This is a genomic window from Neisseria shayeganii, assembly GCF_014054965.1.
GTDB lineage: Bacteria > Pseudomonadota > Gammaproteobacteria > Burkholderiales > Neisseriaceae > Eikenella > Eikenella shayeganii.
This window is the reverse complement of sequence record NZ_CP059567.1, coordinates 2,117,133-2,130,627: the sequence shown is the minus strand read 5'-3', so window position 1 is coordinate 2,130,627 and position 13,495 is coordinate 2,117,133. Positions and strand designations below refer to the sequence as shown.

Below are 13,495 nucleotides of genomic sequence, written 5' to 3'. Positions count from 1 at the left end.
GGGTATCTTCCGCGTTTTGTCTATCAAGCGGCCTTAGGGCGCGCTATTTTCGTGCAATTCTAAAGTATCGGGCAACCAGCGTGCGCCGAATAATGACAGAATATCCTGTGCTGCGGCATCCGCTTCCAGCGCCGCTTGCGCACGGTGGCGGTTTTCGGCCTGAATTCTGACTTGGCGCATGGCCGGGGTTTCTTCATACCGCCCCTCCTGCCAATCACACAAACGGATGTGTACCGGCCGCCCGTAGGCTTCGCTTAGTCTGTGCTCAATGCGCTGTATTTGTTCGCGTCCGCCAACCGCTTGGCCGGCTTCGGCCACCGCCAGCTGCAACAGACCGGTTTCGGCGTCAAAGCCGACAAAAGCCATGTGGCGGGCGGGCATTTGGGCGGCGCCGATTTTGCGCGCCAAAATAGAAACTATGGCATGCCAGTTGCTTGAATGGAGTTCCGGCAGCTGCAAAGCGGTAAAGTCGCCAACCGGTTCTTCGTCCGCTTCCATGTCGGCTTGTTCGGCTTGCAGCGGCACTGCTTCGGCAAACGGTGCCTCGGAAGGTTCGGCAGACAAACTATCTTGAACCGGCGGTAACGATGGTTTATCCGTCTCGGCCGGCATCGGCGCAGATTCGAACTCGCGCGGAATGTGTCTGTCCTCATCGTGCAACCACGGCGGCGTATCGTTTTCAGGTAGCCTTTCGGCTTCCGCCTCAACGGCAATGGGAACCGCAACAACTTCTACTTCAGCAGAAGCAGACGGGGATTCCGCTTCCTTAACCGCTACAACGGTTGACATCGCTTCTGCCGGCGGCAGAGGTGATTGGGTCGCTTCGCCAAGTGCCGACGCCGGTGCCGCGAACACAGGCTGATGCAATTCGGTGCCGTGGATTTCGCCGTCCGCCGGACAGGCCTCGGCAGCCAGCGGCGAAAACGCCAACATGCGCAACAAGGTCATCACGAAACCGGCGTATTCGTCGGGCGCGAGCGGCAAATCCTGCTTGCCGTGAATTGCACATTGGTAATACAGCTGAATCTGTTCCCCGCTCAAATGCGCGCCCAAGCGGCTCAAAGCGGCGTGTTCCGGGTCGTGCAGCAAGGTAGCCGGCACGGTTTTCCACAGCGCCAAGCGTTGCAACAGCAGGGCCAACTCGCCCAAAGCATTGTCGAAACCGATGGCGCGCGCGGCCATATCCTGCGCTTGGGCAATCAGGGCGGCGCCGTCTTGGGCAATCAGGGCCTGCAGCAGTTGGTACAGATACTGCTTGTCCACCGCGCCGATCATCTGCCGCACATCGGCTTCGCCCACCTGGCCGGAGCCCATGGCAATCGCCTGATCCAGCAGGCTTAAGGCATCGCGCATCGAGCCGGCGGCCGCCCGCCCCAACAGTGCCAAAGCTGGAGGTTCGTAGGCAATCTCTTCGCTGTCGAGCACATGCGCCAAATGGTCGGACACCTGTTGGGCGGTCATGTTGCGCAAGACAAACTGCAGGCAGCGGCTGAGCACGGTAACCGGCACCTTGTGCGGATCGGTAGTCGCCAAAATGAATTTCACATGCTCGGGCGGCTCTTCCAGAGTTTTCAGCATGGCGTTGAAAGCCGATTTGGACAACATGTGCACTTCGTCAATAATATAGACTTTGTATTTGCCGGCCGTGGGCGCGTATTGCGCGTTTTCCAGCACTTCGCGGATGTTGTCGATGCCGGTGTTGGAAGCGGCGTCGATTTCCAGCAAATCGACAAAGCGGCCTTGGTCGATATCGAGACAGCTTTGGCAGACGCCGCAAGGCTCGCCGTGCTGCGGCGCGGCGCAGTTGAGGCTCTTGGCCAAGATGCGGGCGATGGTGGTTTTCCCCACCCCGCGCGTACCGGTGAGCAGGTAGGCATGGTGCAGGCGGCCTTTGTCCAACGCGTTTTGCAGGGCCTTGACCACATGCTCCTGACCGACCAAATCGGCAAAAGTTTTCGGACGCCATTTGCGGGCAAGCACTTGATAAGCCATCGGCAGGCTACCTGAAAGACAGTTTGAAAGGCGGCGATTTTAGCATTTTTCCCCCGCCGCCACAGACAAAATAAAACCCCCGCCAAGGCAGGGGTTCGGTATCTGGCTCCCCGACCTGGGCTCGAACCAGGGACCTGCGGATTAACAGTCCGTCGCTCTACCGACTGAGCTATCGGGGAATGGGCCGGTATTATAAATGAAACCGCCCAGCGGTCAAGCCTTGCATGTGCCGGGCCGCATCGGCATCAATGCTATAATTTTCTTGTCGCCCCTCGCTGGGCCAATCTGATTTAAGGTTGATTTATGAACACTTCAAACATGCGTGGTTTTACCCTGATCGAACTGATGATTACCATTGTCATTTTAGCGATCTTGGCCTCCATGGCTTACCCCAGCTACGATTCTTTCGTCCGCAAAGCGCGAATGGAAGAAGCCAAATCCAGCATCATGACCACGGCCAAAGAGATGGAGCGCTATTATTCCCGCAACCGCACCTTCACCAACGCCCCCGATCCGGCCGATACCGACTATTTCGACATCGCCTTTGCCGCCAGTAGTCCCCAAGACAGCAGCTACGAAATCATCGCCACGCCCAAAGCGAACCATGTCCGCGAAGACAAAGCCATTTCCTATAACAGCATCGGCATTTTGGTCCGCTGCGACAAAGCCACCATGAGAAACTGCGAACACTACTGAGCAACTATTCAATTCGCGCCGAAAGCCGTTTATACTGAAACCTCCTCCACCGGCACAGACAACAGGAGCAACAGCATGAACGGCTTATCTTTTTCCCGAAAATCCGGCTTCACGCTCACCGAGCTGCTGATCACGATTGCCGTATTGGCCATTCTGGCCGCCATCGCCTATCCCAGCTACCAGTCTTTCGTGCGCAAATCCCGCCTGGAAGAGGCCAACGCCGCCCTCTTGGAAAACAGCCGCTTTATGGAACGCTTCTACAGCCGCCAGCGCAGCTTCAAAGCCAACTCCACCACCTGGCCGGCGCTGCCGGTAACGCAAACCGGCCACTTCTGCATCAAATTTCAAGGCAATGCCCGCGGCGTCCTGGGCGACAAATACACCATCAAAGCCGTCGCTTTCGACCCACAATATGAGCCCCGCGTGCTGTTGATCAACCAAGACCAAAGCGTGCGCGTGTGCGAAAGCAGCCGCAGCCGCTGCGACAGCCGTGACACCTTTTCCGGCGGCAGCGGCATAGACCGCAACTGCACCCTGTTGCATTAACACCGGCCGCCAACCAACCGACACTTTGCCACATCAGAACACCGGGCAATCGGCTATAATCCCCCCCCCTTTTTTTTTCAACTTTCAGGTAGCCCCATGGATCTCACCGAACTGCTGGCCGGCAAAATCGCCAATGCCGACTGCCTGCGCCTGATCGAGCGCGACCGCGCCGGCTTCAGCGCCGCAGAAACCGAGTTGCTGGCCGAAATACTGCGTGAGCACAGCTTCGACGTGGTGCAGCAGCAGGCCCTTGCCCAAGCCGTTTCCCAACAGGCCCGCTTCGATCCCGACGCCCTACACTACGAAGAAGACGACGAAGACACCACCGCCATCTGCCCGCACTGTCTCAACCCGCCGGTGCCGCCCCTGCGCGACTATCTCATGTGGCGCCAGCAGCAGGCACGCAGCTGAGCGCCCACACAGGCTACCTGAACCCGATTTGGAATCCCCCATGCGCATTATTTCCGCCAACCTCAACGGCATCCGCTCCGCCTACAAAAAAGGCTTCCACGATTACCTCGCCGAGGCCGGGGCCGACATCGTTTGCGTCCAAGAACTCAAAGCCCAAGAGGCCGACCTCTCCGCCGATATGCAACGCCCGCACGGCATGCACGGCGTGTGGCACTGCGCCGAAAAACGCGGTTACAGCGGCGTAGCCGTTTACAGCAAACGCCAACCCGACCAAGTACAAATCGGCATGGGCATCCCCGAATTCGATGCCGAAGGCCGCTTCGTGCGCACCGACTTCGGCAAGCTGTCCGTGATTTCCCTCTACCTGCCCTCCGGCAGCAGCGCGGAAGAGCGCCAGCAGGTGAAATACCGTTTTCTCGACGCTTTCTACCCCATGCTGCACGACATGAAACACAGCGGGCGCGACATCGTGGTGTGTGGCGACTGGAACATCGCCCACCAAAACATCGACCTGAAAAACTGGAAAGGCAACCTGAAAAACTCAGGTTTCCTGCCCGAAGAGCGCGCATGGCTCGGCAAAGTGATTGCCGAGCTCGGCTGGGTGGACATGTGGCGCACCCTCTACCCCGAAGTGCCCGGCTACACCTGGTGGAGCAACCGCGGCCAAGCCTATGCCAAAGACGTGGGCTGGCGCATCGACTACCACATGGTTACCCCCGAACTGGCCGCAAATGCCCGCAGCGCCCATGTGTATAAAGAGCAGAAATTTTCCGACCACGCCCCGCTGGTGGTGGATTACGATTACCCGTTCTAGGGTCTGTTGACATTTGGCTGATGCAGCGGTTTTTGAGTGGCAATTTTCGCATACCAGGTTCACTCGAAGAGGGCGGTTTGACACGCTGCGCTAGTCAAACCAGCCAGCGCAGCAAGATTAAACATCTTGCGCGCATTTTGGCCGCAGTAGGCGGAGATTTACGCCAGAAATACCGCCATCATACCCATTGTCAACAGACCCTAATCCCCGCAAGGAAAACACAATATGCAGGTTTACCGCTACCTAACCGGCCCCGATGACGCCTCTTTCTGCGCCCGCGTCAGCGCCACCCTGCAAAACGGCTGGCAGCTGTACGGCAGCCCGACCTTGTCTTTCAACGGCGAACGCATCATTTGCGGACAAGCCATTGTGAAAGAAGTCGGCGACGCTTACCAACCCGACCGGCCGCTGGATACCTATTGACGACGCACCCAACAAGCGGCCGGCGCAGGGCGCCGAGAACACACAACGCAAAATGGCACGGCAGGCCTGATTGGCCAAAGCCCCGGGCTAGCTGAAACCCCACCTCCGGCTTTGCCTGCCGCCCACACCCAATGTCTACACCCAAGGAGAATCTGTCATGAACCGTCGTCCGCGCCCCACTCTGCGTCCGCCCACGCCCGCCTACGTCATCGCCTCGTGGGCGGCACTGGCCATCGGCATGCTGGCTTATCTGATCGGCCTGTGGCGCGCCGAGATGCAGCTCAACGAAAAAGGCTACTATCTGGCCGTGCTGCTGTTCGGCCTCTATGCCGCCGTCAGTCTGCAAAAAACCGTGCGCGACCGCGAAGAAAACCTGCCGGTTTCCGCCCTCTATTTCAACATCAGCTGGTTCGCCCTGGCAGCCGCCATCTGCCTGCTCGGCATCGGCCTGTTCAATGCCGAACTCCTGCCCAGCGAAAAGGGCTTTTACCTGATGTCCTACACTCTAAGCCTGTTTGCCGTGGTGACCGTACAGAAAAACACCCGCGACTTGGCCGCCGCTCCCCGCTTTGCCGACGACGATTAACTAACTGAAACTTTTGCAACCCCCAGATACGGATGACGCTCAAGGCGTAGCAGCACAGCGGGTGCAAACGCCGGAAATGCCCGTGGGGCGGCCACATTCCAAGCTAAGCGAGTACGCCACCCCCACGGAGCAACGCACCAGGCAAAAATGTGCCGCAGATGATAACGATGCAAGCAAGCCCTCAGGCTACCTGAAACCACCTTCCCGTCTTTCCTCATGCCCACCGACGACCTTACCCTGTTTCTGCTGCGCGATGCCGACGAACCCGAGATGTGGATCGACCGTTGGGCCGTCAGTTACCCTTTGGTGCAGACGCTGGCCTGCCGTCGCAGCGACGGCATTGCCCTGTGGCAACGGCAGGTGCAGCAGGCTTGGGACGGCATTTCCGGCCAAGTGATGGCGGTGGCGCACGGCGCCGGCGTGTCGGCGCTGATGGCCTGGCAGTACCGCAGCAGCCTGCTCGACCAGCGGCGCATCCGCGGCATGATTCTGGTGTCGCCGCTGCCCGATGCCTGCCCCGACGATGCCGAACACACTTTCCTGCGCAGCCGCGCCAACTGCCCCGCCGCCTTGGTCTTGGGCCGCGCCGGCAGCAGCCCGCGTGGTACCGAAACTTGGGCCGCCGACGCGGCCGCCCGTTGGGGCGCCCGCCTGCTGCACGCCCCCCAGCCGGGTCGGCTGAATACGCCGCTGCACGGCTGGCAGTGGGGCATGAAGCTGATGCAGGAAATGCTGCTGGCGTAATTTTCCTGCTCCATTGCTTCCCGCCGAAACATTTTCAGGTAGCCCGAGGGCTACCTGAAAATGTTTTTAGTGTCCGTTTAAGGCGTGTCGAATCTATGCTTCGGCCACCGATTCGCGGGCATAGGTTTTTTCGCAGTAATGGCATTTCAGCTTGGTCTGCCCGCTGCCCTGGCGCACATAGAAACGGCTTTTTACCGGCTCGCCGTGGCTGGCGCAGTTTGGGTTGGGGCAGCGGAACACTTCGCTGATGGTGTCCGGCAGCTTGAGGTGCATTTTGCGCACCACTTCGAACTGTTTAATCACGTTCACCGTGGCCTCGGGCGCAAACAATGCCAGCCGGTTGGCGGTGTGGTCGTCCATCTGCACGCCGGTGATTTTGATGATGTCTTTTTGGCCGTGGCGGCCGCTGGGCAGGTTGAAGCCCACGGTGACCGCGTTGCCGTAGTGCAGCAGTTTGAATTGGCGCAGAATCGCCAGCGCCAAACCGGCGGGGATGTGGTCGATCACGGTGCCATCTTTAATCGCTTCGACACTCAGTTTTTGCATGCTCATGGTGTGCTTATCCTTGTGGTATTGGGTAAGGCTTTCAGGTAGCCTGAGACCTTTGCAAAACCCTCATCTGCGGCGCATTTCTGCGTTGTGCGCTGCTCGCTCACTTGCCTATCTATATGATATGTCTGCGTTCGCTGCGCTGCTACGCCTTGAACTGCATCCACATCTGCGGGTTTTGCAAAGGTCTCAGCCTGGCCGGTAGCCGGTTTAGCCGAAACGCTGTTGGGCGCGTTGCAAAAGCTGCTTCATCAGCGCGGTGCTGTCGTCCAAAAGGCCGTCGATGCCGGCCGGAGGCGGGGTGAAGGTCAGCCCCACCGTATTCAGCAGTTCGTCCACATCCAGCGTGCTGCCGCGGCGGACGGCGCGCAGCTCGATCACGGCCACGGCATACAGTTTGCCGTGCCGCTCGATGGTCTGCTCGACAAACAGACTCTGGCCGCGGCGCGCCACCAATTGCGTGTGCACGTTGAAGGTTTGCAGCGGGCCGAGCGAGCGGCGGTACACAATGGCGGTGTTGAGCACCGGCGCCATGATGCCGTTTTTCAGGGCGTATTTGAGAAAACCGGAACGGATGTTCAAATCCCAACGCGCCAGCTCCATATAGTTCAGGTAGCGGCTGTTGTTCATGTGCAGGTTTTCGTCCAAATCCAGCGGCCATACAAAAAAGCGGTGGCTCAAGGGCGTGCCCAACTCACGGATGCGCGGGTGGAAAAAGCTGCGCAGCCACAACCAGATTTTCAGAATCAGCAAGCCCATCGGTTTACACCTCCGGATTCAGAATCAGCGACAAAATCGCCTGCCGCGCAAACACGCCGTTGGTGGCCTGCTGGAAATAATAGGCATAGGGCGTGGCATCGACATCGGGATGGATTTCGTCCACCCGCGGCAGCGGATGCAGCACCCGCAGATTCGGTTTGGCGCCGGCCAGCATGGCGGCGTTCAGGTTGAACTTGCCTTGGATTTTGGCGAACTCTTGCTCGTCGAAGCGTTCGCGCTGCACCCGCGTCATGTAAAGAATATCGGCCCACTCCACCGCAGCTTCCAACGTGGGCAGCACTGCATAGCGGCAGCCGGCTTCGTCGAGTTCTTCGGTGATGTATTCGGGCATCGCCAAACTAGGCGGCGACACAAAGGCGAATTCGCAGCCCCAGCGCTTCATCGCCTGCGCCAGCGAATGCACGGTGCGGCCGTATTTCAAATCGCCGGCCATGGCGATTTTCAAACCCTGCAAGGTGCCTTGTGTTTCGTAAATGGTCACCAAATCGAGCAGGGTTTGGCTGGGGTGCTGGTTGGTGCCGTCGCCGGCATTGATCACCGGCACGGCGGAAAATTCCGACAACACGCGGGCGGCGCCGTCTTTAGGATGGCGCACCACAATCGCATCGGTGTAGCTGCTGATGATGCGGGCGGTGTCGGCCAGCGTTTCGCCTTTCTTGGCGCTGGTATTGGCGCCGTCGGCAAAACCGATCACCTTGCCGCCCAGTCGCTGCACTGCGGTTTCAAACGACAAACGGGTGCGGGTGGAGGGCTCGAAAAAGCAGGAACCGATCAGGCGGCCTTCCAGCAGATGCGCCTGCGGCTCGGCTTTGAGGCGCAAAGCGGTTTGCAGCAGGCACTCGAGCTGTTCGTTGCTCAAATCGGGAATCGAAATCAGATGTTGGCCATAAAGCGGATTGGGCATGGCAAAACCTTTTCGGCAGTCAAACAAAACGGGCGGCATTATCCGCTGTTTGCCGCCGAAAGGCTACCTGAAAGCCCGCCGATGGCATTACAATAAGCAGCCGCCGACTTGTGCGCCGCACCGTCTTAAGCCGCTGATTGCGCGGCAACAGTTTCCCCTTTTTCAGGCCGCGCATCCTGCCGCCGGCCGACCACAAGGAGTCTTGTCATGACCCGTTTCACCATCGCCAAAACCGCCGCCGGCCTGCACAGCCTAGACCTGCTGGGCAAAATGGCCAACCGCCACGGCCTGATTGCCGGCGCCACCGGCACCGGCAAAACCGTGACCCTGCGCAAAATGGCCGAAAGCTTCAGCGCCGCCGGCATCCCCGTGTTTCTGGCCGACGTGAAAGGCGATTTGTCGGGTATGGCAGAAGCCGGCGACGGCCAAGGCAAAGTGGGCGAACGCATGGCCGAATTCGGCATCGAAGCCGCAGGCTACCTGAAAGGCTTTCCCGTGCGCTTTTGGGATGTTTACGGCGAAACCGGCATCCCCGTGCGCGTTACCGTTTCCGAAATGGGCCCCATGCTGCTGGCCCGCCTGATGAACCTCAACGACACCCAAGAGGGCCTGCTCAATTTGGTGTTCAAAGTGGCCGACGACAAGAGCTGGCATCTGATCGACCTCAAAGACCTGCGCGGCATCCTGCAGCACGTCAGCGACAACGCCAAAGATTACCGCGCCCGCTACGGAAATGTTTCCGCCGCCAGCGTCGGTGCCATCCAGCGCCAGCTGCTGCAGCTGGAAAGCGAAGGCGCGGACCACTTCTTCGGCGAGCCGGAAATCAACCTGCAAGACTGGCTGCAAACCGAAGGCGGCCAAGGCGTGATCAACATTTTGAACGCCGAAAAACTGATGCGCTCGCCGCGCCTCTACAGCGCCTTTCTGCTGTGGTTTTTGGCCGAACTGTTTGAAACCCTGCCCGAAGTGGGCGATTTGGCACAGCCCAAATTCGTCATGTTTTTCGACGAAGCCCATCTCTTGTTCGACAACGCCGCCAAAGTGCTGGTGGAGCAAGTAGAACAAGTGGTGCGCCTGATCCGCTCCAAAGGCGTGGGCGTGTATTTCGTTACCCAAAACCCGCTCGACCTGCCCGACACCATTCTCGGCCAACTCGGCAACCGCGTGCAGCACGCCCTGCGCGCCTTCACCCCGCGCGACCAAAAAGCCGTGCGCGCCGCCGCCGACACCTTCCGCAGCAACCCCGATTTAAACGTCAGCGCAGCGATTACCGAATTGGGCGTGGGCGAGGCACTGGTGTCTTTTCTTGATGAAAAAGGCATGCCGGGCATCGTAGAACGCGCCTTTGTCTTGCCGCCGCAATCCCAACTGTCGCCGCTGAGTGCCGATGCGCGCAACCAGCGTTTCCAAAACGACATCCTCTACCGCCATTACCGTGACGTGGTGGACAACTTCTCTGCCTACGAAGCCCTGCAGCAACTGGCTGCCGAACAGGCCGCCGCCGAGCAGGCGGCACAAGCCGCCAAGACGCAGCAAAGCACCGCCGCCGCCACACAAACCAAACCGGCGGCCGGCGGCATAGTCGACGGCTTTCTCGGCGGCCTGTTCGGCGGCCGCAAACGCGCCAACCAAGGCGTGGGCTACAACATCGCCGACTCAGTGGGCGACCAGATCAACAAGCAGGTTACCCGTGCCATTTCCCGCAGCGTAATGGGCGTGATCCGCAACATCATCAAATAACGTGCTAAAGGGTACCGTCAGCTAGCCTGCGGATGTGTTTGCGGTCGAAAGGTTGGTGCAGCAGTTTTCGGCTTCGTAAGTCGGCTTTGCCACCGCGAGAAAATCTGCAGTTGTAGTAGAAGCTGTCTAGCTCTCTACGGTGGCATTGACCAATTTAACCACCAAAGGGCGAACGGCCAGCAGGCTGCAAAACGCAATCGGCCAAGTGATCAAATAAGATTTCAACAGGCGCATGGGATAGCCTGCATCTATCCCTGTGTTCAGAACCAGCAACACACTGCTGACGATGAGTACCATAATGGCCGATGCATAAAATGAAAATGCAATGCCTGCCCATTTTTTGGGGAGTTTGTTCATAAAGAATTCCTGAATGGATAGCACAAAATTTTGAATGGCTGCGGGCAATGAAAATCAAGGAAGCCCCTTTGCATTGCAGCAATATTAACAGATGCAACGGTTACCCGGGCTACCTGAAAACCGTGCAATCAATCATCCCCCAATATTTAAAATATTGGGGGATGATTTTTGTATGGCTAAACGGATTGTTTAAGCTTACTCATCTTCCGTGAGGAAGCCGCGCAGCTTCTGCATGGCTTTGACTTCGATTTGGCGGATGCGTTCTGCCGATACGCCGTATTCCGCCGCCAGCTCGTGAAGCGTGAGGCCGCCATCATCCTGCAACCAACGGCTTTCCACGATGCGGCGACTGCGGTCGTCGAGTTGGGCCAGCGCATTTTGCAAGCCTTCTGTTTGCAGCAGGTGATGGGCTTTTTGGGCGATTTGCTGGGTGGGCTCGTTGTGGTTGTCGGCCAGCCAATCGATGGGGGCGTAGCTGTCCTCATCGTCGCTGTTGTCGGCCAGCAGAGCCACATCTTTACCGGTCATGCGTTGTTCCATTTCCAGCACTTCGCTCATTTTTACGCCCAAATCGTCAGCGATGGTTTGCGCTTCTTCCGGAGACAGGGCGCTCAGGCTTTTGCGCATGCTGCGCAGATTGAAAAACAGTTTGCGTTGCGGCTTGGTGGTGGCCACGCGCACCATGCGCCAGTTGCGCAAAATGAATTCATGGATTTCGGCTTTGATCCAGTGTACGGCGAAAGAAAACAGACGTGCGCCGCGACCGGGTTCGTAGCGTTTGACTGCTTTCATCAGGCCGATGTTGCCTTCTTGGATCAGATCGGCTTGATTCAAGCCGTAGCCATCGTAGCCACGCGCAATCGATACGACAACGCGCAGATGGGAAAGAATCAGCTGCTTAGCTGCTTCTAAGTCGCCCTGCTGCTGACGCACGGCGAGAGAGTGTTCTTCTTCGGGGGTGAGTAGAGGAATGCTGTTTACGGTGTGAATGTACTGCTCCAAGCTGCCGTGGCCACTGGGTACGGGCAAAGCAAAGGCGGTGTTCAGAGTCATATATACTGCTTCCTTCTTGTTTGTGATGTGGTTCGGTGGATGCCGAACGGGGCATTCTAACACCATTTCCACGAAGCCATATTAAACACCAAAACCCTGTGAGCTTGGTTTATCAATAGGTAAAATTTTGTATTTTTATAAATACTATTTATTTTTTAAATTTGATTGAATCACTCGGGAATTTGGGATGATGGTGGGTGTGCCCTAGTTGAACGGCTGGTTTGGCTTATTCGATGGTGCCGCTTGCTTTCGCCCAAGCAGGAGCAGCGTAAGGGCGAGGGCCAAGCAGAAGCCGATGAAAGGCAGCGAGCCACCCATGCGCATAAAAGGGGTCTGGCCTTGATAACCTTGGACGGTGCCTTCCAGCACCATGCGGGTGTCGGCTTTGGCGGCAGCGACGATGCGGCCTTGCGGGTTGATGATGGCAGTGGCGCCGGTGTTGGTGGCGCGTACCATGTAGCGGCCAAGCTCGAGGGCGCGGGTTTGTGATTGTTGTAGGTGCTGGAACATGGCGTTGGATCGGCCGTACCAAGCCATATTGCTGACGTTGGCCAACAGGCTGGATTGTTTGGCCGAGGCGATGAGTTCGTCGCCAAAACCGTCTTCGTAGCAGATATTGAAGGCGACTTTTTGCCCGGCCAGCTCCAAAGGAGCTTGACTGGTCCCGCCGCGGTCGAAGTCGGCCAAGGGCATGTTCATCATTTTATAGAGCGGCTCAGTCAGCGCGGGCAGGGGCTTGTATTCGCCGAAGGGCACCAAATGGTCTTTGGCATAGTAGGGAATGTCGTCCGGCCGGTCGGGATGGTAGTGGCTGAGGTTGAGTACGGCGTTCAGGTAGCCTGTGCGCTCGGCATTGTATTGTGCCATGCCGATGGCTAAGGCGCTGCCGTTGCGTTGGGCTTCGTAGGCAAATTGGTCGAGCACGCCCGGATGATGGGTTTGTAAATCCTGCCGCATAAGAGGGAGGGCGGTTTCAGGTAGGATGAGGATGTCCGCCTGTGTGCGGGCTACCTGTTCGTAGTAGTTTTGAATGGTGGCGGAGAGTTGTTCTGGCTGCCATTTCAGGGTTTGCGGTACATTGCCTTGGGCTAGGGCGACGCTGTTGCTGCTGCCGTCGGGCGTGGTGAATGCGGTGTGGCGCAACAACCAGCCGCCGCCGAAGAGCATGCCGAGCAGGAGTGTGTAGAAAAAGCGTTGACGCCAAAAATGGCTGCGCAGGCAAAGGAACAGCCAAGCGCCGGACAGGGCGCAACCCAAGGTAACCAAATGCAGGCCGCCGACAGGAGCGTAGCCGGCCAGAGGGGAGAAGTCGGCAATTTGGCTGTACCCCAAGGCACCCCAGCCGAAGCCGGTAAGGGCGCGTTCGCGGGCAAATTCGGTCAATGTCCATAATAGGGGCAGCAGCAGACCGATGCGCCAAGGGTGAGATAAGGCCGATTTTTCCAGTAGCCAAAAGCAGGCGGCGGGATAGAGGGCTAAGTAGGCGGGCAGCAGCAGGGTAAGGGGCAGGGCGTATAGGTTGGGCAGGCCGGAGACATCGTGCAGTGCGGTGTGTACCCAATAAAACTGGGCGGTATAGCCGATTAGACCGAAGAGGTAGGCGCTGCGGACGCTGATGGTCGGGTGTAGCTCGGTCAGGAAAATAAGGGCGGCCAACAGCAGGGGCATCAACCAAAACTGGTAGTAAGGAGCAAAAGCGAGCGGGGTGGCGGCGGCAATCAGAAACAATGACGGCCAATAAGCAAGCGGACGGCGGAAGCAATCATCCAAGCGGGCGGCTGGGCTCATGTTTTCAGGTAGCCTTTTCTGATGAAGGAAGATGAATTCCGATTTTTATAGATCATTCGGTGAGGTGTCGGATTTTTATCAAGATATCCGGAGGAACCGAAGCGTGGCTGTT

16 protein-coding genes and 1 tRNA gene are annotated in these 13,495 nt (G+C 58.1%); 9 read left to right on the top strand and 8 right to left on the bottom strand.

Annotation, left to right across the window (positions count from 1 at the left end; translation table 11 throughout):
• Positions 1 to 33: 33 nt before the first annotated feature.
• Positions 34 to 1,992: a DNA polymerase III subunit gamma/tau gene (gene dnaX, locus H3L94_RS10505; RefSeq protein ID WP_182121956.1), complete on the bottom strand. Its 1,959-nt coding sequence runs from the start codon at positions 1,990 to 1,992 to the stop codon at positions 34 to 36.
• A 103-nt stretch (positions 1,993 to 2,095) separates the two neighbouring features.
• Positions 2,096 to 2,171 (bottom strand) — tRNA-Asn (locus H3L94_RS10500).
• Between the two features lie 124 nt (positions 2,172 to 2,295).
• Here H3L94_RS10500 and H3L94_RS12795 point away from each other — a divergent pair.
• The 7 genes from H3L94_RS12795 to H3L94_RS10465 all read left to right on the top strand — a co-directional run bounded on the left by H3L94_RS12795 (position 2,296) and on the right by H3L94_RS10465 (position 6,212).
• Positions 2,296 to 2,688: a type IV pilin protein gene (locus H3L94_RS12795; RefSeq protein ID WP_280525469.1), complete on the top strand. Its 393-nt coding sequence runs from the start codon at positions 2,296 to 2,298 to the stop codon at positions 2,686 to 2,688.
• A gap of 75 nt (positions 2,689 to 2,763) precedes the next feature.
• The gene (locus H3L94_RS10490; RefSeq protein ID WP_009119050.1) at positions 2,764 to 3,234 is read left to right on the top strand and encodes a type IV pilin protein; all 471 of its coding nucleotides are present in this window, start codon (positions 2,764 to 2,766) and stop codon (positions 3,232 to 3,234) included.
• 96 nt (positions 3,235 to 3,330) lie between these two features.
• Positions 3,331 to 3,645, top strand: coding sequence for a hypothetical protein (locus H3L94_RS10485; protein ID WP_182121955.1), 315 nt, complete (start codon positions 3,331 to 3,333; stop codon positions 3,643 to 3,645).
• 40 nt (positions 3,646 to 3,685) lie between these two features.
• Positions 3,686 to 4,459 carry an exodeoxyribonuclease III gene (locus tag H3L94_RS10480; RefSeq protein ID WP_182121954.1) on the top strand — a complete coding sequence of 258 codons (774 nt, stop codon included), beginning with the start codon at positions 3,686 to 3,688 and terminating at the stop codon, positions 4,457 to 4,459.
• 225 nt (positions 4,460 to 4,684) lie between these two features.
• On the top strand, positions 4,685 to 4,882 hold the full coding sequence (locus H3L94_RS10475; RefSeq protein ID WP_182121953.1) for a DUF1737 domain-containing protein: 198 nt from the start codon (positions 4,685 to 4,687) through the stop codon (positions 4,880 to 4,882).
• A 157-nt stretch (positions 4,883 to 5,039) separates the two neighbouring features.
• The gene (gene yiaA / locus H3L94_RS10470) at positions 5,040 to 5,468 is read left to right on the top strand and encodes an inner membrane protein YiaA (RefSeq protein ID WP_009119054.1); all 429 of its coding nucleotides are present in this window, start codon (positions 5,040 to 5,042) and stop codon (positions 5,466 to 5,468) included.
• A gap of 216 nt (positions 5,469 to 5,684) precedes the next feature.
• Positions 5,685 to 6,212: an alpha/beta hydrolase gene (locus H3L94_RS10465; protein ID WP_182121952.1), complete on the top strand. Its 528-nt coding sequence runs from the start codon at positions 5,685 to 5,687 to the stop codon at positions 6,210 to 6,212.
• Positions 6,213 to 6,305: 93 nt separating this feature from the next.
• On the opposite strand, the gene pyrI is transcribed toward H3L94_RS10465, so the two are convergent.
• Positions 6,306 to 6,764 carry an aspartate carbamoyltransferase regulatory subunit gene (pyrI, locus tag H3L94_RS10460; protein ID WP_182121951.1) on the bottom strand — a complete coding sequence of 153 codons (459 nt, stop codon included), beginning with the start codon at positions 6,762 to 6,764 and terminating at the stop codon, positions 6,306 to 6,308.
• A 52-nt stretch (positions 6,765 to 6,816) separates the two neighbouring features.
• On the opposite strand from pyrI, the gene H3L94_RS12690 reads away from it, so the two are divergent.
• Positions 6,817 to 6,966: a lipoprotein signal peptidase gene (locus tag H3L94_RS12690; RefSeq protein ID WP_083813989.1), complete on the top strand. Its 150-nt coding sequence runs from the start codon at positions 6,817 to 6,819 to the stop codon at positions 6,964 to 6,966.
• 5 nt (positions 6,967 to 6,971) lie between these two features.
• On the opposite strand, the gene H3L94_RS10455 is transcribed toward H3L94_RS12690, so the two are convergent.
• Positions 6,972 to 7,520: an acyl-CoA thioesterase gene (locus tag H3L94_RS10455; RefSeq protein WP_182121950.1), complete on the bottom strand. Its 549-nt coding sequence runs from the start codon at positions 7,518 to 7,520 to the stop codon at positions 6,972 to 6,974.
• A 4-nt stretch (positions 7,521 to 7,524) separates the two neighbouring features.
• Positions 7,525 to 8,445, bottom strand: a complete 921-nt coding sequence (gene pyrB / locus H3L94_RS10450; protein WP_182121949.1) for an aspartate carbamoyltransferase — start codon at positions 8,443 to 8,445, stop codon at positions 7,525 to 7,527.
• 207 nt (positions 8,446 to 8,652) lie between these two features.
• Here pyrB and H3L94_RS10445 point away from each other — a divergent pair, with 207 nt between their 5' ends.
• On the top strand, positions 8,653 to 10,185 hold the full coding sequence (locus H3L94_RS10445; protein ID WP_182121948.1) for a helicase HerA-like domain-containing protein: 1,533 nt from the start codon (positions 8,653 to 8,655) through the stop codon (positions 10,183 to 10,185).
• A gap of 126 nt (positions 10,186 to 10,311) precedes the next feature.
• On the opposite strand, the gene H3L94_RS10440 is transcribed toward H3L94_RS10445, so the two are convergent.
• The 3 genes from H3L94_RS10440 to lnt all read right to left on the bottom strand — a co-directional run bounded on the left by H3L94_RS10440 (position 10,312) and on the right by lnt (position 13,383).
• On the bottom strand, positions 10,312 to 10,542 hold the full coding sequence (locus H3L94_RS10440) for a DUF2798 domain-containing protein (RefSeq protein ID WP_009119038.1): 231 nt from the start codon (positions 10,540 to 10,542) through the stop codon (positions 10,312 to 10,314).
• Between the two features lie 195 nt (positions 10,543 to 10,737).
• Positions 10,738 to 11,589, bottom strand: coding sequence for an RNA polymerase sigma factor RpoH (gene rpoH / locus H3L94_RS10435; RefSeq protein WP_040660859.1), 852 nt, complete (start codon positions 11,587 to 11,589; stop codon positions 10,738 to 10,740).
• A 210-nt stretch (positions 11,590 to 11,799) separates the two neighbouring features.
• Positions 11,800 to 13,383 (bottom strand): apolipoprotein N-acyltransferase, encoded by a 1,584-nt coding sequence (gene lnt, locus H3L94_RS10430; protein WP_182121947.1) that lies wholly within the window; start codon positions 13,381 to 13,383, stop codon positions 11,800 to 11,802.
• Between the last annotated feature and the right edge of the window lie 112 nt (positions 13,384 to 13,495).